Below are 18,563 nucleotides of genomic sequence, written 5' to 3' on the forward strand. Positions count from 1 at the left end.
TCAGCAACCGCGGCAGATGTTGTTGATGCTGCGATAGACGGCGTCGTCGTCCTGCCGCATCTGGCGCAGCGTTTCGAGCGTGTTGCTCGCGTCGGTCGCGGGCGCAGGCTTGCGCCTGGCCGCGAGCTCGTCCTCCTGCCGCTTGTAGCAGGCTTCGCGTTCCGGCTTGGCCTGGATGAAGCGGCAGCTCTGCTCGATTGCAGTGGCGGGAGTCGCAGCGAGCGAGAGCGCGAGCAGGGCGGGGAGGGCGAATTTCAAAAGCGTCGAATCCATTTGTGAACCAAGTTGCTTGTCGTCGCCCGGCTCGACCGGGCGACCCGTACGCTGTGGCTTTTCCGTAGACGTTTGGCGTCTCTGGAATACTGGATCGTCCGGTCAAGGCCGGGCGATGACAGCGGAGGTTGGCGATCCTTCTCTCAGGTCCATCGTCCGGAAGCAACCGCCATCCTGTGATACGACGCGGCGCCGCCTACAGCGACCGCGCCAGTGACGTCTTCAGCAATGTCAGCAGCGCCTGTACCGCGGCCGCGTTGCGGCGCCGCTCGGGGATTGCGGCCTTCACCCACAATTCCGGAATCGGAAAGTCGCGAAGCACCGGCTTCAGCGTCCCGTCGTGCAGGGCATCGACGACGAGATAATGTGAGAGCAGCGCGATGCCATTGCCGGCGATGGCGCTGCGCGCCAGCACGTGCCCCTCGTTGGAGGAGAGCAGAGGACTGACCTGGATGCTGATGCGGCCGCGCGGCCCGTCGAATAGCCATTCCGGGCCGGTCGGCAGAAAGCTGAGGCAGCGATGCTCGACCAGATCCCGCGGATGCTTTGGCGTGCCGTGCTTCTTCAAATAAGCGGGCGAGGCGCAGAGCAGCCGCTTCAGCGCGCACAATGGCTCATCGACCACGCCGCCGAAGGAATGCGGGAAGGCGCCGATGGCGATGTCAAAGCCTTCGGTGACGGGATCGACCGGCCGATCGATCAGCACGATCTCGAGCTTGAGCTTCGGGTTCTGGGTCTGGAATGCGCTGAAAACATCGGCGAGCCGCGCCACCGTCAGCGAGGTGGGCGCCTTGATGCGCAAGTGATCGACGAGATCGTGGCCTTTCTCGCCCATGCGCGAAAGCAGATCGTTGGCGTCCGTGACCACGCCGCGCGCGCGATGCACGTAGCGCTGCCCGGCCTCGGTCAGCCGCAATTGCCGGGTGGAACGGTGAAACAGCGGCGTGCCGATCCGCGCCTCCAGCTGCGTGACGCGCTTGGCGACCACCGAGGTCGAGACGCCGAGCTTTCGCGCGGCGGCGGAGAAGCCGGCGGAATCCGCGGTGGCGAGGAAGGCCTGCAGATTCACCAGGATGTCCATGTCGACCTTTCTCGATTCACGAAAGCTGATCGCATATTTTGATAGATTGTATCCTGCTCCGCGTTAATTCATAGTCGCCCGCAAGCAAGGAATTCCGGGAAGGGACGCGCCATGCGGGCCGTGACGATCGAAGAACCGGCACGACAGGTGCCGCTCTATGGCGAGTATGAAGTCGTCGTGCTCGGCGGCGGTCCCGCCGGCATCGTCGCGGCGGCTTCAAGCGCGCGCGCCGGGCGCAAGACGCTTCTGATCGAGCGCTACGGTTTCCTCGGCGGCATGGGCACGGCGGCCGGCGTCACCAATTTCTGCGGCCTGCATGGCAATGTCCATGGCGAGCACCGGCGGCTGGTGCAGGGCATGGCTTCCGAGCTGCTGGCGCGGATCGACCATCTGAACGGCCTGAACGCGCCGCACCTGATCCTCGGCAAGGTGTTTGCGCAGGCCTATGACACCGCCGCCTACAAGATCGCGGCCGACGAGCTGCTCGCCAGCCACAAGGTGCACATCCTGTTCCACGCGCTCGGCGCCGGCGTCGTGATGGGCGACAGCAGCCGCATCGACGCGCTGCTGGTCGAGACCAAGGCCGGCCGGCAGGCGGTGCGCGCGGAGATCTTCATCGACTGCTCCGGCGACGGCGATCTCGCGGTCTGGGCCGGCGCGCCGTTCGAGATCGGCGATGCGCACGGTCATCCGATGTACCCCTCGATGATGCTCCGTCTCAACGGCATCGATCCTGCGCGGGCGGGCGAAGCCTGGCGGACCATTCCGCAATTGATGGAGAAGGCCATTGCGGCCGGCACGCATCAATTTCCGCGCAAGAGCGCGATCGTGCGGCCGCAGAAGTCCGGCATCGAATGGCGGGTGAACTTCACGCAAGTGGCGCGCGAGGACGGCCACGCCATCAATGGCGTCGAGCCCGACGATCTCACCCGCGGCGAGATCGAGGGTCGCAAGCAGGCGCTCGCCGCGTTCGAGTTCCTGCGCACCGTGCCGGGCTTCGAAAAGTCCTACATCGTGGACCTGCCGCCGCAGCTCGGCATCCGCGAGACCCGCCGCATCACGGGCGGCTATCAGCTCAGCGGCGGGGACGTGCTCGGCTGCGCCTCGTTCGATGATTCCATCGGCGTCAATGGCTGGCCGATCGAGGCCCATGTGTCCGGCGACGTCGTCTTCACCTTCCCGCCGATCCCGCAATCCCGCGGCTATAACGAGCTACCCTACCGGATGCTGGTGCCCGAAGGCGTCGACAACCTGCTGGTTGCCGGCCGCTGCGCCTCCATGACCCATGAGGGCCAGTCCGCGGCGCGGGTGTCCGGGGCCTGCTTCGCGATGGGGGAGGCCGCCGGCTCGGCCGCCGCGCTGGCGCTCTCAGGAAACCGGATTCCACGCGAAATCCCCATTGAAAAATTGCAGGAAACGTTGAAACAACAGGGTGCCTTCATCGGCCGGGACCAAAGGGTGCCGGAAGGATTGTGACGGGCGGCAAGAGAACAAAGCGGAGGAAACGGATGATCGGAATGGCGCGGCTCGCACTCGCGGGCCTTCTGGCGATCACGGCGATGGGCGGTGCAAGGGCCGAGGACGCGCTGAAGGCCAGGATCGGCGTGCTCCGCCTGTCCTCCTCCGCGCCCGTCTTCATCGCGCAGGACAAGGGCTATTTCCGCGAGGCCGGCCTCGAGGTCGAGCTGAAATTCTTCGACGCGGCCCAGCCGATTGCGGTCGCGACCACCTCGGGCGACGTCGATTTCGGCATCACCGCCTTCACCGCGGGTCTCTACAATCTCGCCGGCAAGGGCACGCTGAAGGTGATCGGCGGCATGAGCCGCGAGAAGGCGGGCTATCCCCTGATCGGTTATTTCGCCAGCAACAACGCCTATGCGGCTGGCCTCAAGACGCCAAAGGACCTCGCCGGCAAGCGCGTGGCGATGACGCAGGTCGGATCGAGCTTTCACTATTCGCTCGGCCTGCTCGCCGACAAATACGGCTTCAAGCTCGCGGACGTGAAGATCGTGCCGCTGCAATCGCTGTCGAATGCGGCGGCGGCGCTGAAGGGCGAGACCGTCGATGCGGCGCTGCTGCCGATCTCGACCGCGCGCAAGCTCATGGACGAAGGCGGCGCGAAATTCCTGGGCTGGGTCGGCGACGAGACGCCCTGGCAGCTGGGCGCGGTGTTCGCCTCGCCGAAGACGCTGACCAACAAGGCGCTCGTGACAAAGCTGCTCGGCGCCCTGGCCAAGGCCGACCGCGAATATTACGACGTCATCCTGGCGGCGATGAAGGACGGTGTCGCGCCGATCAACGACAAGACCAAGCCGCTGCTCGAGATCATCGCCAAGTACACCAATCTGCCGGTCGAGCAGGTGGTCGGCAATTGCGCCTATATCGATCCCGACGGCAAGCTCGACGTGAAGAACGTCGACAACCAGATCAAATGGCTGCAGGAGCAGGGCTTCGCCGACAAGGGTTTTGACGCGGATGCGATCATCGCCAAGGAATTCGTGAAGGCGGATTGATGCTGACGATGCGGACACTCGCGACGGGCAACCTGCCACCCTCCCCTGGAGGGGGAGGGTCGATCGCACCGACGATGCGCAGCATCGTCCGGCGCGAGCGGGGTGGGGTGAGCCAGGGCGGCGGTCCGTCCGTCATTCGCCCCGAGCACACGCGGAAAGTTCGAGGGCGGGCATTGTCAGCGCAATCGTGGATAGACCGTCACCCCACCCCGGCTCGCATTTCGCTTCGCTACATGCGAGCCGACCCTTCCCCTCCAGGGGAGGATGAAAAGAGCAGGTCCACTGCATGGACCTGATCGCCAGCCACATCTCCCATTGTTTCGGCGATCTCGCCGTGCTCGATGACGTCTCCTTCATCGTCGGCGCCGGCGAGGTGGTAGCAATCGTCGGGCCCTCGGGCTGCGGCAAGAGCACGCTGCTGTCGATCCTCGGCGGGCTGCTGCAGCCCTCGTCCGGCGCGCCCGAATTGCGCGGCTCGCCGCCGGCGGACAGCCTCAATCCGCTGACCTTCGTGTTCCAGGATTTCGCTCTGCTGCCCTGGGCCACGGTCGAGCAGAACGTCGAATTCCCGCTGCTGCATGCCCAGCTTTCGGCGGCGCAGCGCCGCGCGCTGGTCGACGATGCCTTGCACCGCACCGGCCTGACCGATTTCCGCAAGACCTATCCGAAGCAGCTCTCCGGCGGCATGCGCCAGCGCGTCGGCATTTCGCGCGCGCTGGCGGTGAGACCTGCCATCCTGCTGATGGACGAGCCGCTGTCGGCACTGGATTCGCAGACCCGCGAGCTCTTGATGGAGGATTTCGTCCGCCTGCTCGCCGATGGCGGCATGGGCGCGGTCTATGTCACGCATAATCTCGAAGAGGCGGCGCGGCTCGCCGATCGCATCGTGGTGCTGTCGCGCAGGCCCGGCCGCATCCGCGAGGTCGTGACCGTGCCGATGACGCGCACCGAGCGCGGCGAAGCCGCCGCGCGCGAGAAGCTGCTGGCGGTGCAGACCCAGATCTGGTCGCTGATCCGCAACGAGGCGATCGACGCCGAGCGCGAGGTCCAGCATGCTTGATCGCGCGGGCCTCCCTGCACAGGACGAAGCGACGCGGCGCGTCGGTTTCCGCGGCGCCGGCTTCGTGCCCGCGAGCAGCCGCTACGGCGGGTGGATCGCGCTCGCCCTCGTCATTGCGATCTGGCAGGCCGCCGGCAGCGCCGGGCTCGTCAATGCGCTGTTTCTGCCGACGCCCGCTGCCATCGTCCGGGCGATCTATCAGCTCGCGATCTCGGGGGCGCTCTGGCAGCATGTGTCCGCCTCGCTGCTGCGCATCGGCGTCGGCTGGCTGCTCGGCACCGCCGCCGGCGTTGCCGTCGGCTTCGCCATCGGCCTGTCGCGGCTGGCGCGCAGTGTCGGCATCACCTTCATCTCGGCATTGTTCCCGATCCCGAAGATCGCGCTGTTGCCGCTGCTGATCCTCTGGCTCGGCATCGGCGAAGAGCCGAAGATCGCGACCATTGCGCTCGGGGTGTTCTTCTCGACCGCGATCTCGGTCTATAGCGGCGTCGACGCGGTGCCGCGCAACCTGATCCGCATGGCGCAGAGCTTCAACGTTCCCTTCGCCACCATCGTGCGCAAGGTGATCTGGCCCGGCGCGCTGCCCGCGATCCTCGCCGGCTTCCGCATCACCGCCTCCGTCGCGCTGCTGCTCGTCGTCAGCGCCGAGATGATCGGCGCCCAATACGGCATCGGCGCCTTCGTGCTCCAGGCCGGCAATCTCATGCAGACCGATCAACTGCTCGCCGGCGTCGTCATCCTGTCGGTGTTCGGCCTTGCGATCGGCAAGGTGATCGGCTGGCTGGAGATGCGGTTGTTGCACTGGCGGTAGCGAAACTTGACCGCTGCCGTAGGGTGGGCAAAGCGAAGCGTGCCCACCACCTCTCACGATCACGAGAAGACGTGGGCACGGCGCAAGTGCGCCTTTGCCCACCCTACGAGAGCCACGAGACCCCTCACGCGTTGCCGCGGTCCTCGCGAAACAGGTCCAGCTTCTGCTGCACCGGGCGATCCGAGAAGCTGAACAGCACCGCATCGTCGTCCGTCTCGTGCGTCACCCATTGCCAGCTCGGCACCACGAACAGATCACGCGGGCCCCATTCGAACACGGCATCGCCGATGCGGCTGCGGCCCTTGCCCTCGATCGGACAGAACACGGTGGCATCGGTCGAGCGATAGCGCGCGGTCTTGAAGCCCTTGGGCAGCAGCTGGATGAAGGTGCCGATGGTCGGCATCGCGAAATCGCCGGTCTCGGGGTTGCTGAACTTCAGCTTCAGGCCGTGGCAGGCGTCCCATTCCTGGCTGGTCCTGGCCTTCTCCAACGCCTCGCGCGTATAGGCATAGGGATAGCTGAAGATCGGCGAGGTCTTCGATGTGCGCTTCACGTCGACCGGCAGCAGATTGTGGCCGTAGCGCGCAAAGCTGTCGCCGGCGGGCTTGGTGATCTTCTGCTGGTCCTCCTTCGAACCTTCCGCGAACGAGCAGTCGAAGAACTGCACCATGGGAATGTCGAGGCCGTCGAGCCAGAACATCGGCTGGTCGGTCTCGTTGGAATGATCGTGCCAGGTCATCGACGGCGTGATGATGAAGTCGCCCGGCTCCATCGCGGTGCGCTCGCCGTCGACGGCGGTGTGCGCGCCCTTGCCTTCGAGCACGAAGCGTAGCGCCGACTGGCTGTGACGATGGGCAGGCGCGACGTCGCCGGGGACCACCATCTGCACGCCGGCATAGAGCGAGGTCGTGATCTTGGACTGACCGCGCAAGCCGGGATTCTCCAGCACCAGCACGCGCCGCTCGGCTTCTCGGGCGGTGATCAGCTTGCCGGCTTCGATCATGTAGTCGCGGATGACGTCGAATTTCCACAGATGCGGCCGGCAGGCGCTCTTCGGCTCCGGCGTGATCAGATCGCTCATCACCGTCCACAGCGCGGTGAGGTTTTCGCCGTCGATCTTCTTGTAGAACGCCTCGCGTTCCGGCGTCTTGGTCACGGCTTCCATGGCGGCGCTCCCGATCGTTTGCTGATTGACAGTATACTGACGATCTGGGTAGCGTCAATGTGGCTAAGGGCCTACAAGGTCGCTGTCATTCCGGGGCGACGCGCCAGCGTCGAGCCCGGAATCCATAACCACGATCGGGAGTATGGATTCCGGGCTCTCGCTGCGCGAGCCCCGGAATGACAGAAATCACGAGGGAGGGTCCCAATGAAGCTGCACGGCTATTTCCGCTCCAGCGCCGCCTATCGGGTGCGGATCGCGCTGAACCTGAAGGGCCTCAAGGCCGCGCATCTGCCGCATCATTTGCGCAAGGGCGAGCAATGCGCGCCCGCCTATCTCGCCATCAACCCGCAAGGCCTGGTGCCGGCATTGGAGAACGATGCCGGTACGGTGCTGACGCAATCGGTCGCCATCATCGAATGGCTCGACGAGACGCATCCCCGTCCGCCGCTGCTGCCGAAGGATGCGCTGCAGCGCGCCAAGGTGAGGGCGTTTGCGCTGGCGATCGCCTGCGACACCCATCCGCTGCAGAACCTGAAAGTGCTGGCGCGGCTGCGCGAGCTCGGCCTGGCCGAGGACAAGGTCCAGGACTGGGCCGCCTGGGTCAACCGCGAAGGCCTGGCGGCCTGCGAGATCCTGATCAAGGACGAGCCGGGCCCGTTCTGTTTTGGCGACGCGCCGACGCTGGCCGATCTCTGTCTCGTGCCGCAGCTCGCCAATGCGCGCCGTTTCGGCGTCGACGTCTCGGCCTATCCGCGCCTGCTGGAGGCCGAAGCCGCCGCCAAGGCGCTGCCGGCGTTCGCCGAAGCTGCGCCGGAGAAGCAGCCCGATGCCGAGTAAGCCTGCCGCTCCGATCACGATCGACGCCGTCTATGCCGCGCCGGGCTATCTGTTCCGGCGCATGCAGCAGATCGCGGTCTCGATCTTCATGGAGGAGTGCAAGGCGTTCGACCTGACCCCGGTGCAATATGCGGCACTGATCGCGATCCACACCCATCCCGGCATCGACGCCACTCGGCTGTCGGCGGTGATCGCCTTCGACCGCTCCACGCTCGGCAGCGTGATCGAGCGGCTGCAGGCCAAGGACTATGTCGAGCGCAAGCCGGCGCCCGAGGACAAGCGCATCAAGCTGCTCTATCTGACCAAGTCTGGCGCCGCGATCCTGCGCGAGATCATCCCCGCCGTCGAGCGCGCCCAGCTGCGCATGCTGGAGCCGCTGAAGCCGGCGGACCGCAAGACGCTGATGGGGCTCCTGTCGCAGCTCGTCGACCTCAACAACGAGGCCTCACGCGTGCCGCTGCGGGCCGAGGATGCGCTGGAGCATCTGGGCAAGACGGGATGAGGGGGCGCCACGGCGAGCCCAGCGCGAGATCTCGTAGGGTGGGCAAAGGCGCAAAGCGCCGTGCCCACGATCTCTCTCAAACGGATCCGAAGTCGTGGGCACGCTCCGCTTTGCCCACCCTACAATTGCAGTGCGTGGATCTCCGCCTCACATCCGCAGCAAGGCCTGCCGGTCGATCTTCCCCGTGCCGGTCTTCGGCAGCTCGTCGATGAAGATGACCTCGCGCGGATATTTGTAGGGCAGCAGCCTGCCCTTGACGTAATCCTGCAGCCGCCGCGTCGTCTCACCCTGGTTGGCCGCGCGGTTGTTCATCACCACCACCGCCTTCAGCGTCATGCGGCGGTCCGGCAGTTCGGCGGCGAACACCGCGCATTCGCGGATATCGGGGTGGTCGGCAAGGCACAGCTCGACCTCGAGCGGATAGACCCATTGGCCGGAGATCTTGATCAGATCATCGGCGCGGCCGCGGAAGAAGTGGAAGCCGTCGGCATCCCTGACGAAGCGGTCGCCGGTGTAGATCCACCCTTCCTCGCGGATGGTCTCGGCGGATTTGTCCGGCCGATTCCAGTACAGCGGCGTGTTGGAATCGCCGCGGACCCACAGGATGCCTTCCTCGTTGTCGCCGACCTCGCGACCGTCCTTGTCGCGCAGCGCGACCTCGTAGCCGGGGACGCGCAGGCCCGCGGCGCCGAGCTTCTTCTGCCCGGGCCGGTTGGAGAGATAGATGTGCAGCACCTCGGTGGAGCCGAGGCCTTCGACGATCTCAAGGCCGGTGAGCGTCTTCCAGCCGTTGAAGACCTCGGCCGAAAGCACTTCGGCGGCGGAGAGGGACATGCGGAGTGACGAGAAGTCGGTCTTGTCCGCGCCCTCGGCCTTGGTCAGCGCCGTATACAGCGTCGGCAGGCCGAAGAAGACCGTCGGCCTGTGCTGCGCGATCGCTGCGAAGATCGCCGCGGGTTTCGGCTGGCCCGGCAGCAGCAGCGTTGCAGCTCCCGCCGAGAACGGGAAGGTGACGGAATTGCCGAAGCCGTAGGCGAAGAAGATCTTCGGCACGGAGAAGCAGATGTCGTCAGGCGTCAGCTTCAGGATGTTCTGCGCGAAGGCGAGATCGCTATAGGCCATGTCGTGCTGGAGATGCACGATGCCCTTGGGCCGGCCGGTTGAGCCGGAGGAATACATCCAGAACGCCATCTCGTTGCGATGCGTGGAGACTTCGGCCAGCTGGGCCGGGAATTGCGCCAGCCAGTCGGCTGCCGCAACCGCTCTCGGCACCGCGTGATCGCCCGCCGCGCCGTTGGCGACGATCAGCGTATGCAGCCTGGTGTCCTTGCAGGCCTCCGCATTGAAGCGCGCGCAGAATTCGGCGTCCGCCACCGCAACTTCCGCCCCGGAATCGGCGAGATAGAATTGCAGCAGGTCGGGCGGCGTCAGCGTGTTGATCAGCAGCGGCACGAAGCCGGCGCGCACCGCGCCGAAGAACGCGGCCGGATAGGCCGGCGTGTCGTCGAGGAACAGCAGCACGCGGTCGCCGCGCTTCAGGCCGAGCGAAGCAAAGCCGTTGCCCCAGCGGCAGGCCTCCGCGCACAGCTCGGCATAGGTCCGCGTGCCCGCGGGGCCCAACAGCGCCAGCTTGTCGCCGCGGCCCTTGGCGAGGTTGTCGAACAGCACCCGGCTGGCGTTGTAGAGCTCGGGAACGGCAAAGCCGATCTCGCGCGCTCCCGCGCTGTCGGCGGGCACCCGGTCGCGAATCTCGTCGCTCATGCCTCGTCTCCGCCGTCGTTTCCATCACCCCTGGCCGCCTCGTAGCGGGCCATGAAGGCCGGCGACATTGCGCGCAGCCGGGAATCGTCGATCCGGCCCGAGCGGGTGATGTAGCTGTAGGCGAAATCCATCAGCGGAAGCTTCATGTGCTCGGCAAAGTGCTCGTACCAGAACGCCGAGGTGCGCGCGGCATTGACGAGCTTCTGCACCACCGGCTTGCGCGCGGCCTGGTAGCGATGCAGGGCGGTCGCAAGATGCGCATCCGATTCCAGCGCCTTGACCAGCGCGATGGCGTCCTCGATGGCAAGCCGCGTGCCCGAGCCGATCGAGAAATGCGCCGAGTGCAGGGCGTCCCCGAGCAGCACCATGTTCTTGAACGACCAGTGTTCGTTCCAGACCCAGGGAAAGTTGCGCCAAACCGATTTGTTGGAGACGAGGCAATGGCCGCCCAGCGTGTCCGCGAACACTTCTTCGCAGACGCCCTTGGACTGCTCGACGTCCTTGTAGGCGAAGCCATAGGCCTGCCAGGTCGCGTGGTCGCATTCGACCAGGAAGGTGCTCATGGCCGGCGAGTAGCGGTAATGATGGGCGTTGAAGGCGCCGCGGTCGGTCTTCACGAAGGTCTGCGACAGCGTGTCGAAGCGCTTCGAGGTGCCGTACCAGACGAACTTGTTGGAGGAATAGGACAGCGAGGTGCCGAAATCGCCCTCATAGGCGCGGCGCACCAGCGAGTTCAGGCCGTCGGCGGCGACGATCAAATCGTGGCCATGGAGCTGGTCGATGGCGTGGATCTGCGTATCGAAGCGGGGCGTGACGCCGACGTCGAGCGCGCGCTGCTGCAGGAATCGGAGCAGCTCCAGCCGCCCGATCGAGGAGAAGCCGACCCCGTCGATGGCGACGCTGTCGCCGCCGAGGTTCAGCGTGATGTTCTCCCAGCTCTCCATGTGCGGCGCGATCGCGTCGACCGTCTCGGGGTCGTCGGCGCGCAGGAATTCCAGCGCCTGGTCGGAGAACACGACGCCAAAGCCCCAGGTCGCGTCGGCCGGGTTCTGTTCGAACAGGTCGACCTGATCCTCGGGGTGACGCTTCTTCCAGAGATAGGCGAAATAGAGCCCAGCGGGGCCCCCGCCAATCACGGCGATCCGCAACGTCTGCCTCCCTAATTGACAGTATACTTACTATCTAGGGGTAGACTAATGTGCTCCGGCGTCCGGCGCCAGCGGAATTATCCGCCGAGCGCGGGCACCGAAACTCATCGTCGGACACACGTTTTGCGCGCATCCAACCGTCAGTCCGAATCATAGCCAAACCGCGCCGGCTTGGCTATTCGCGGGTCAGACAAGCTATCGCGCCGCGAATCGCGCCAGCACGTCCCTGCACGCCGGTGACAGCGACGCGACATTGCTGGCCAGGCACTGAATGATGCGGCCGCCGCCGGCCTCGACGCCGGCGCAGATGGTGCGGATGTCGGCGCCGCAGGCCGATTGGGCGACGAACAGCTGTTCGCGCGGCCGCAAGGGGCGCAGCACGAGCACGGTCGGCGCCGCGGCAGGCGCGGCTGCAGCGGCTCCCGGCGGCGCAGCGGGAGCCGCCGCGCCAGCGCCGGTCGCAGCGCTGACGGCCTTCTCGCAGGCTGGCGAGACCTTCGCCTTGTTCTTCTCCAGGCATTCGAGCGCGGCCGTTCCGCCCGGCGGCACGCTGGCGCAGACCTTGGGATAATCGCTGCGGCAGGAGCTCTTGATCGCAGCAAGCTGCGCGCTGCTGGGCTGCTTGGGCGCGGCGGCCTTCGGCGCCGCGGCCGGCTTCGCAGCGGGAGCGGATTCAGCCTTCGGTGCGGCAGGTGCCGGCGCCGGCTCGGCTTTGGGGGCCGCTTCCTTGACCGTTTCCTTGGGTGCAGCTTCGGTCTTCGGCGGGGTGGGAGCAGCCTCGGCTTTCGGCGCCGCCGGCGGAGCGATCGCGCGAACCGCGGTCTGACATCCCGGCGAGAGGCTCGACACGTTCTTCTGCAGACATTGAAACGCTTCCGTGCCGCCGGGCGTCACGCTCGAGCAATGCGCCATGAAGTCCGAGCGGCACGCGGACCTGATGGCGCTCTTCTGGGCGTCGGTCGGCGCCTGCGCGAACGCGCCTGTTGCAGTTGCGAACAGTGCCGCCGCCAGCAACGCCTTGCGCGTTGCGACTTGTTTCAACGTGTTGACCATCCGGATGAATTCCTGCCCCTGTCGATATTGTTCGACGCTTCATCAAGGTCGCGCGCAATCGTCGCGAGTGATGCTTCGCGAGCGATATCATTGGCCGCTTCGGCCGCTACCGCAAGCAGATTGTGCCGGCGCGATGACGATGTGCCGGCGTGGTCAGAGCCTGACCATGCGCTTGCCGCGGTTCTCGCCCGCGAGCAATCCGATCAGCGCCTTCGGCGTGTTCTCGAGGCCGGCGATGATGTCTTCCTGCACCTTCAGCTTGCCGGACTTGACCCACGCCTGGAGATCGGCGAGCGCGCGCTGGCTCTCCTTCATGTAGTCCATCACGATGAAGCCCTGCATGACCAGCCGCTTCACCACGATCAGTCCCGGCACGCCGCGCGGGCCGTGCGCTGCGGGCACGCCGTCATATTGCGAGATCGCGCCGCAGCAGGCGATGCGGCCGTAATTGTTCATCTGCGGCAGGCAGGCTTCGAGAATGTCGCCGCCGACATTGTCGAAATAGACGTCGATGCCATCAGGAGCAGCCGCACGCAGCGCCTTGAACAATGCGCCGTCCTTGTAGTCGACCGCGGCATCGAAGCCGAGCTCGGAGGTCAGCCAGCTGCACTTCTCAGCGCCGCCTGCGATGCCGATGACGCGGCATCCCCTGATCTTGGCGATCTGCCCGACGATCGAGCCGACCGAGCCCGCCGCCGCCGAGACCACCACGGTCTCCCCCTCCTTGGGCTTGCCGATCTCGAGCAGGCCGAAATAGGCGGTGAGGCCGGCGATGCCGAACACGCTGAGCAGATGCGTCATCGGTTCGAGCTTCGGCATCCTGGTGAGATGCTTCGCCGGCACCGCCGCATATTCCTGCCAGCCGGTGTCGCCGAACACGATGTCGCCGGGCGCAAGCTCGGGCGCCTTCGAGCTGACGACCTCGGCAATGGCGCCGCCGGCCATCACGCTGTTGGCCTCGACCGCGGAGCGATAGGTCGCGCCGTGCATCCAGGCGCGGTTGGCGGCGTCGAGTGAAATGTACCGCACGCGCAGCAGGGCCTCGCCGTCTTTCGGTTCCGGCATTGCGCCGTCGATCATCTTGAAATGCTCGAGGCCGAGCTTGCCGCCGGGTTTTTCGACCAGCAGGATCTGGCGATTGGCGTTGCCGCTCATGGCGTTTTCCTCATTGATGTCTTGACGATTATTGATGCAGCCGCCGCAAACGAGACGTGCGAGCCGCATGTGTTGTGCGCCGCACGAAGGCTAGAGCGCCGCGTTCGATTTCACAACGGGAACATCCTGCCAACGGCTGGACGCCAGGGCCGCCTCGTGCCGACGAAATCTGGTCTTGCATCACCCGCGCATCGCCGCAGCCGGCCAAACACCCAGCGATCGCGCCGTCACGTGTCTGGCCGTGAAAGTCCGCAACTCCATGCGCTGCTGCATGTAAAGCTGCCCCGCCACCATTGTCACGGCCGTGCAGGCGAGGACGAGCATCGCCAGAGCCAATTGGTGCGCTTCGTTCCTGTCCGCAGTCCGAAAGATGGGAGCCGCGGATTTCTAGTTGCGAAGCGGACGGTGCGACGTTGATTTGCACAGCTTCGGAGGTTGAATTCTCTCCGGCAGACTACTTAGGGGACTCGCCCTAAGATAAGCCGCGCAATCGCGCGGCCCGGCGGTTCCGTTTAACAATGCCTTGCGGAACAGAGTTCGGAGAGCCCAATGAATCATTCGATTTATAGCGCCGACCGCGCCACTCACGCGAGGATCGTCATCGTCGCGCTGCTGGTTGCTACGGCCGTCGCTGGTCTTGCCGTTTCCCTCCACGCCAGCGCGAGAACCGTATCCGTCGAGAGAACCGCCGTGTTCAAGCCTGGCAAGCCGGTGGTTCTGAGCGGTTTGTCCATCGTTGCCGCTCCCTGACCCGAGGATCCGCGATGCGAGTGAGCAGAATCGAGAGCGGCGTTGCCACCGAGCCGTTTGACCCGGCGTTTTGGTCCGTCGCAGTCGTCCTCGGCGGGGCGGTCGTCTATCTCGCCTGCCTGATCTAGCGGGCCGGGAGCCTGTCGGCGGCCGATGCGGTCCTGCGAGAATTGCAGCGTGCGCGCCGCCGTATCTCTTTGTTGTTTGCGCTGGCGCAACCGACACGAGCAGGACGTGCGATAACGTCTTGGAGCCTGGCGGCTCTCTCTGAAACTCGATGCAGTTGCCGGGGTAACGAGGCTCGGTACTCCGGGCCTCGTTCCATTTTGCCGATTGGCTGTCGCAGGATATCGGCGCCAGCGCTGGCGGCTCAGTGCTCTGGCTCGAACACCCGGTCCAGCGCCGCGTCGTACGTCGCTTGCACCAGCTCCGGATGCAGCTTCGCCAGGGCCTCCATCATCACGCCGGAATTGATCTCGAGCACGCGCCATGCACCGTCGACGCGAACCACGTCGATCGACGCAAAGACAATGCCGATGGCGCGCGCGGCGTCGGCCGCGAGCTTGACGCAGGCCGTGCGGACATCGCCATCCTCCAGCAGCACCGGCCTTGCGCCGGCATCGAGATTGTGTCGCCAATCCGTGCCGCGCCGCTTGCTGTAGACGACGCGCGGCGCGTCATCCAGCAGCACCACACGCACCTCGTCCTCGATCGCGACATAGGGCGAGATCACGAGTCCGGTGCTCATCGAGAAGACCTCGCCGGCCGCGCGATCGAGTTCTGCCTCGGTCGTCACCTTGAACACCGAGCGGCCCGATGTTCCCTCGTTCGGCTTCACCACCACCCCTTGCGGATTGTCGCCAAGCAGCTCGAGCATGGCCTCCCGCCAGCCGGCGCCGACCACGTTGCTGCCCAGCTTCGGATTGAGGAAGAGCTGGTGCGGAATGCAGGGGACGCGCTCCAGCGTCAGCACCTCGGCAGTGGCCGATTTGTCGTTGGCGAGACGGTGCGCGATCGCGCTGTTGAGGCCGATGTCGTAACCGAAGGCGAAGCGGCGCATCTGGCCCCGGCGCATCGCGATCAGCCAGCCGCCGGCGCGGACATCGACGGCGATGCCGTGGTCCGCGCAATAGCGCCGGATCGCCCGCACGAAGATTCGCTCGCCGCCTGCCAAATCGCCTGTCATGTCTCTTGTCGTTCCCCGTCGCCGAAAGCCGCAAAAATGCGGGCAACGGCGTCAATCGCGCGGAAAATCAGAGCTATTCTTAATGAAATTCTCGCGAGCGCGACGGAAATTAAGTGCTGCAATCGAGCCCTGGAGGGAAAAGAAATTGCCTGTCCGGCGGGCGAGGCAGCAGATTCATTAATGATGGTCCAATTCCGCCGCGAATGCCGGTTTGATCGGCATCAATTGCAGCCGAAACGAGGTTGATTATTGGTCTCAATGGCGTAGATCACACACGCGAAATCCTCCGCCATGGCAATGGTGTCCGCCCTGTTTTCGGGGCCGGGCAACGCTGTTGCCCGAAAACCGCAATAATTCGGAATATCGAAAATCATGAGCGCGTTTTACCGAGAGAAGGTTCTTTCCGTTCAGCACTGGACCGACACGCTGTTCAGCTTCCGCGCCACGCGCGACACCGGCTTCCGCTTCCAGAACGGCCAGTTCGCCATGATCGGCCTCGAAGTCGACGGCCGGCCGCTGCTGCGCGCCTACAGCATGGCGAGCGCCAACCACGAGGAAGAGCTCGAGTTCTTCTCGATCAAGGTGCAGGACGGCCCGCTGACCTCGCGCCTGCAGAAGATCAAGGAAGGCGACACCATCCTGGTCGGCCGCAAGGCGACCGGCACTCTGATCACCGACAACCTCCTTCCCGGCAAGCGGCTGATGCTGCTCTCGACCGGCACCGGCCTTGCCCCGTTCGCGAGCCTGATCAAGGACCCCGAGGTCTACGAGCAGTTCGAGTCCATCGTGCTGGTGCACGGCTGCCGCCAGGTCTCCGAGCTCGCCTATGGCGAGAAGCTCGTCGCCACCTTGCGCGAGGATGAGCTGTTCGGCGAGCTGCTCGCAGACAAGCTCGTCTACTATCCGACCGTGACCCGCGAGCCGTTCAAGAACCGCGGCCGCATCACCGACCTCATCAGCTCCGAGCAGATCTTCAACGACATCGGGCAATCGCCGCTCGACATCGCAACCGACCGCATCATGATGTGCGGCAGCCCGGCGATGCTGGAGGAGCTGAAGGTGATGTTCGAGAGCCGCGACTTCATCGAAGGCAGCGGCAACAAGCCCGGCCATTTCGTGATCGAGAAGGCGTTCGTCGAGCGGTAAGCTCGTCACGCTCTCGTGCCCCGGACGCAGTGCAGCGCCCCCGGCGATGCGAAGCATCGTCCGGTGCGATGCGCTGCAGAGCCGGGGCCCATCTCACTCATCGTGTGCTGTTGCAGTCTGGGTCCCGGGTCTGCGCTTGCGCTTGCCCGGGACACGGCTCATTTGCGGCCGTTCCAGGCCCCTCATCAATTCACCCCCTCTGCTGCACCGCAATACCCGGCCGTCAGGCTGATTGATTTGTCTCGGCCGAATTCGCTAGCCTGAAACAAGGGCCGCGTCATATCCGTATGACAGGCGAAGGCGTATCGTACCGCCTCATGCTGGCGAGAGGATGGGAATCGTGGCCGAGGACAACAAGACGCAGCAAGCCCCCAAACGCCTGCCGCTGGCGGAAGAGGGGATCATGGAGACCCTGCTGCTGCCGTTCTCGCCGCGCTTCATCGTGCTGACGATCTGCGCGGTCGTCACCGCGCTCCTGATCGGTATCGGCCTCGCCGACCGCAAGATCTTCGACATCATGCTGGTGCCGATCCTGATCTTCGGCGCGCTGACGCTGCTCGGCGTCCGCGATCTCCTGCAGAAGAGCCACGCGGTGCTGCGCAATTACCCGATCTCCGCGCATATCCGCTTCCTGCTCGAAGAGATACGGCCCGAGATGCGGCAATATTTCTTCGAGAGCGAGAAGGACGGCATGCCGTTCTCGCGCGACACCCGCGCGGTGGTCTATCAGCGCGCCAAGATGGAGCTCGACAAGCGTCCGTTCGGCACCCAGGAGGACGTCTACCGCGAGGGCTATGAGTGGATGCACCATTCGGTCTCGCCGAAGACGCATGCCCAGGAAAAATTCCGCATCACCATCGGCGGTCCCGATTGCGAGAAGCCCTATTCGGCCTCGGTGTTCAACATCTCCGCGATGAGCTTCGGCGCGCTCAGCCCCAACGCGGTGCGGGCGCTCAATGCCGGTGCCAAGAAGGGCGGCTTCGCGCACGACACCGGGGAGGGTGGCGTCAGCCCCTATCACCGCGAGATGGGCGGCGACATCATCTGGGAGATCGGCTCCGGCTATTTCGGCTGCCGCCATCTCGACGGCACCTTCGATCCCGAGGCGTTCGCGCGCGTCGCGAGCGACGACCAGATCAAGATGGTCGAGCTCAAGGTCAGTCAGGGCGCCAAGCCCGGCCACGGCGGCGTGCTGCCGGCGGCAAAGGTCTCGGAGGAGATCTCCAAGATCCGCGGCGTCGCGATGGGCGAAGACTGCATCTCCCCGGCCTCGCACCGCGCGTTCTCCACGCCGTCAGGCATGATGCAGTTCATCGCCGAGATGCGCCGTCTCTCGGGCGGCAAGCCGGCCGGCTTCAAGCTCTGCATCGGCCATCCCTGGGAATTCCTGGCGATCTGCAAGGCGATGCTGGAGACCGGCATCTACCCGGACTTCATCGTCGTCGACGGCAATGAAGGCGGCACCGGTGCGGCTCCGCTGGAATTCATGGATCATCTGGGCATGCCGATGCGCGAGGGCGTCAGTTTCGTCCACAACGCGCTGATCGGCATCAATGCGCGCGACCGCATCAAGATCGGGGCATCCGGCAAGATCGCGACCGCCTTCGACATGGCGCGCGCGATGGCGATCGGCGCAGACTATTGCAACTCGGCGCGCGGCTTCATGTTCTCGCTCGGCTGCATCCAGTCGCTGAGCTGTCACACCGACCGCTGTCCGACCGGGGTGGCGACGCAGGATCCGACACGCGCGCGCGCGCTCTACGTGCCGCTGAAGATCGACCGCGTGCATAATTATCACCACGCGACGCTGCATTCGCTCACCGAGCTGATCGCCGCGGCCGGTCTTGAGCATCCGCAGCAGCTGCGCCCGATCCATTTCAGCCAGCGGACCTCGACGACCCAGGTGCGATCCTTTGCCCAGCTCTATCCGGAGCTGCGTCCGGGCGAGCTGCTCGAAGGCACCGCGGACCCGCGCTTCAGCGACGCCTGGCGGATGGCACGGGCGGACACGTTCCAGCCGGCGCTGTAGCAGTTGCCCCACCGCGATACCGGCGTGCGCAAGACGCGGCGGGAGCGCGGCGGGCTTTTAACGGTTGGTTCAACTTTGGGTGTAAATTGCGCC

At 65.4% G+C, this 18,563-nt stretch carries 17 protein-coding genes; 9 read left to right on the forward strand and 8 right to left on the reverse strand.

The features are described from left to right. Entirely contained in the window at positions 1-258 is a 258-nt protein-coding gene (locus tag DCM79_RS03410; RefSeq protein WP_257178639.1) for a hypothetical protein, read from the reverse strand. Positions 259-469: 211 nt separating this feature from the next. Then, the gene (locus tag DCM79_RS03415; protein WP_257178640.1) at positions 470-1,354 is read right to left on the reverse strand and encodes a LysR family transcriptional regulator; all 885 of its coding nucleotides are present in this window, start codon (positions 1,352-1,354) and stop codon (positions 470-472) included. A 111-nt stretch (positions 1,355-1,465) separates the two neighbouring features. Between DCM79_RS03415 and DCM79_RS03420 the strand changes: the two genes are divergently transcribed. The 4 genes from DCM79_RS03420 (at position 1,466) to DCM79_RS03435 (ending at position 5,738) form a co-directional block, all read left to right on the forward strand. After that, positions 1,466-2,830, forward strand: a complete 1,365-nt coding sequence (locus DCM79_RS03420) for an FAD-dependent oxidoreductase (protein ID WP_257178641.1) — start codon at positions 1,466-1,468, stop codon at positions 2,828-2,830. 32 nt (positions 2,831-2,862) lie between these two features. Continuing rightward, on the forward strand, positions 2,863-3,867 hold the full coding sequence (locus DCM79_RS03425) for an ABC transporter substrate-binding protein (protein WP_257178642.1): 1,005 nt from the start codon (positions 2,863-2,865) through the stop codon (positions 3,865-3,867). 286 nt (positions 3,868-4,153) lie between these two features. Continuing rightward, entirely contained in the window at positions 4,154-4,927 is a 774-nt protein-coding gene (locus DCM79_RS03430) for an ABC transporter ATP-binding protein (RefSeq protein WP_257178643.1), read from the forward strand. Next, positions 4,920-5,738 (forward strand): ABC transporter permease, encoded by an 819-nt coding sequence (locus tag DCM79_RS03435; protein WP_257178644.1) that lies wholly within the window; start codon positions 4,920-4,922, stop codon positions 5,736-5,738. The genes DCM79_RS03430 and DCM79_RS03435 overlap by 8 nt, the downstream gene beginning before the upstream one ends. Positions 5,739-5,862: 124 nt before the next feature. On the opposite strand, the gene gtdA is transcribed toward DCM79_RS03435, so the two are convergent. Further along, entirely contained in the window at positions 5,863-6,903 is a 1,041-nt protein-coding gene (gtdA, locus tag DCM79_RS03440) for a gentisate 1,2-dioxygenase (protein WP_257178645.1), read from the reverse strand. Between the two features lie 204 nt (positions 6,904-7,107). Here gtdA and maiA point away from each other — a divergent pair, with 204 nt between their 5' ends. Further along, positions 7,108-7,740, forward strand: a complete 633-nt coding sequence (gene maiA, locus DCM79_RS03445) for a maleylacetoacetate isomerase (protein ID WP_257178646.1) — start codon at positions 7,108-7,110, stop codon at positions 7,738-7,740. Next, on the forward strand, positions 7,730-8,242 hold the full coding sequence (locus DCM79_RS03450) for a MarR family winged helix-turn-helix transcriptional regulator (protein WP_257178647.1): 513 nt from the start codon (positions 7,730-7,732) through the stop codon (positions 8,240-8,242). Before maiA ends, DCM79_RS03450 begins: the two co-directional genes overlap by 11 nt. A gap of 147 nt (positions 8,243-8,389) precedes the next feature. Here DCM79_RS03450 and DCM79_RS03455 read toward each other — a convergent pair whose 3' ends face one another. From DCM79_RS03455 to DCM79_RS03470, 4 genes are all read right to left on the reverse strand, one after another. Further along, positions 8,390-10,003: a benzoate-CoA ligase family protein gene (locus DCM79_RS03455; RefSeq protein WP_257178648.1), complete on the reverse strand. Its 1,614-nt coding sequence runs from the start codon at positions 10,001-10,003 to the stop codon at positions 8,390-8,392. Next, positions 10,000-11,151, reverse strand: coding sequence for an FAD-dependent monooxygenase (locus DCM79_RS03460; protein WP_257178649.1), 1,152 nt, complete (start codon positions 11,149-11,151; stop codon positions 10,000-10,002). The genes DCM79_RS03455 and DCM79_RS03460 overlap by 4 nt, the downstream gene beginning before the upstream one ends. 195 nt (positions 11,152-11,346) lie before the next feature. Then, positions 11,347-12,204 carry a cysteine rich repeat-containing protein gene (locus tag DCM79_RS03465; protein ID WP_257178650.1) on the reverse strand — a complete coding sequence of 286 codons (858 nt, stop codon included), beginning with the start codon at positions 12,202-12,204 and terminating at the stop codon, positions 11,347-11,349. 153 nt (positions 12,205-12,357) lie between these two features. After that, positions 12,358-13,359: an NADP-dependent oxidoreductase gene (locus tag DCM79_RS03470; RefSeq protein WP_257178651.1), complete on the reverse strand. Its 1,002-nt coding sequence runs from the start codon at positions 13,357-13,359 to the stop codon at positions 12,358-12,360. 549 nt (positions 13,360-13,908) lie between these two features. Here DCM79_RS03470 and DCM79_RS03475 point away from each other — a divergent pair. Continuing rightward, positions 13,909-14,109, forward strand: coding sequence for a hypothetical protein (locus DCM79_RS03475; protein ID WP_257178652.1), 201 nt, complete (start codon positions 13,909-13,911; stop codon positions 14,107-14,109). A gap of 370 nt (positions 14,110-14,479) precedes the next feature. Here DCM79_RS03475 and DCM79_RS03480 read toward each other — a convergent pair whose 3' ends face one another. After that, positions 14,480-15,283: a RimK family alpha-L-glutamate ligase gene (locus DCM79_RS03480; protein ID WP_257180680.1), complete on the reverse strand. Its 804-nt coding sequence runs from the start codon at positions 15,281-15,283 to the stop codon at positions 14,480-14,482. 384 nt (positions 15,284-15,667) lie between these two features. Here DCM79_RS03480 and DCM79_RS03485 point away from each other — a divergent pair, with 384 nt between their 5' ends. Both DCM79_RS03485 and DCM79_RS03490 read left to right on the forward strand, forming a co-directional pair. Further along, positions 15,668-16,441 carry a ferredoxin--NADP reductase gene (locus DCM79_RS03485; RefSeq protein WP_028133978.1) on the forward strand — a complete coding sequence of 258 codons (774 nt, stop codon included), beginning with the start codon at positions 15,668-15,670 and terminating at the stop codon, positions 16,439-16,441. Between the two features lie 331 nt (positions 16,442-16,772). Continuing rightward, positions 16,773-18,470: an FMN-binding glutamate synthase family protein gene (locus DCM79_RS03490; protein WP_373568110.1), complete on the forward strand. Its 1,698-nt coding sequence runs from the start codon at positions 16,773-16,775 to the stop codon at positions 18,468-18,470. The last annotated feature ends 93 nt before the right edge of the window (positions 18,471-18,563 follow it).

It is taken from the genome of Bradyrhizobium sp. WBOS07, assembly GCF_024585165.1.
In the GTDB taxonomy this organism is placed as follows: Bacteria; Pseudomonadota; Alphaproteobacteria; order Rhizobiales; family Xanthobacteraceae; genus Bradyrhizobium; species Bradyrhizobium japonicum_B.

Excerpts from the sequence above, each read along its gene's own strand:
- DCM79_RS03415 (WP_257178640.1), bottom strand. The coding sequence starts at position 1,354 with ATGGACATCCTGGTGAATCTGCAGGCCTTCCTCGCCACCGCGGATTCC.
- DCM79_RS03420 (WP_257178641.1), top strand. The coding sequence starts at position 1,466 with ATGCGGGCCGTGACGATCGAAGAACCGGCACGACAGGTGCCGCTCTAT.
- DCM79_RS03425 (WP_257178642.1), top strand. The coding sequence starts at position 2,863 with ATGATCGGAATGGCGCGGCTCGCACTCGCGGGCCTTCTGGCGATCACG.
- DCM79_RS03430 (WP_257178643.1), top strand. The coding sequence starts at position 4,154 with ATGGACCTGATCGCCAGCCACATCTCCCATTGTTTCGGCGATCTCGCC.
- DCM79_RS03435 (WP_257178644.1), top strand. The coding sequence starts at position 4,920 with ATGCTTGATCGCGCGGGCCTCCCTGCACAGGACGAAGCGACGCGGCGC.
- gtdA (WP_257178645.1), bottom strand. The coding sequence starts at position 6,903 with ATGGAAGCCGTGACCAAGACGCCGGAACGCGAGGCGTTCTACAAGAAG.
- maiA (WP_257178646.1), top strand. The coding sequence starts at position 7,108 with ATGAAGCTGCACGGCTATTTCCGCTCCAGCGCCGCCTATCGGGTGCGG.
- DCM79_RS03450 (WP_257178647.1), top strand. The coding sequence starts at position 7,730 with ATGCCGAGTAAGCCTGCCGCTCCGATCACGATCGACGCCGTCTATGCC.
- DCM79_RS03455 (WP_257178648.1), bottom strand. The coding sequence starts at position 10,003 with ATGAGCGACGAGATTCGCGACCGGGTGCCCGCCGACAGCGCGGGAGCG.
- DCM79_RS03465 (WP_257178650.1), bottom strand. The coding sequence starts at position 12,204 with ATGGTCAACACGTTGAAACAAGTCGCAACGCGCAAGGCGTTGCTGGCG.
- DCM79_RS03470 (WP_257178651.1), bottom strand. The coding sequence starts at position 13,359 with ATGAGCGGCAACGCCAATCGCCAGATCCTGCTGGTCGAAAAACCCGGC.
- DCM79_RS03475 (WP_257178652.1), top strand. The coding sequence starts at position 13,909 with ATGAATCATTCGATTTATAGCGCCGACCGCGCCACTCACGCGAGGATC.
- DCM79_RS03485 (WP_028133978.1), top strand. The coding sequence starts at position 15,668 with ATGAGCGCGTTTTACCGAGAGAAGGTTCTTTCCGTTCAGCACTGGACC.
- DCM79_RS03490 (WP_373568110.1), top strand. The coding sequence starts at position 16,773 with ATGGGAATCGTGGCCGAGGACAACAAGACGCAGCAAGCCCCCAAACGC.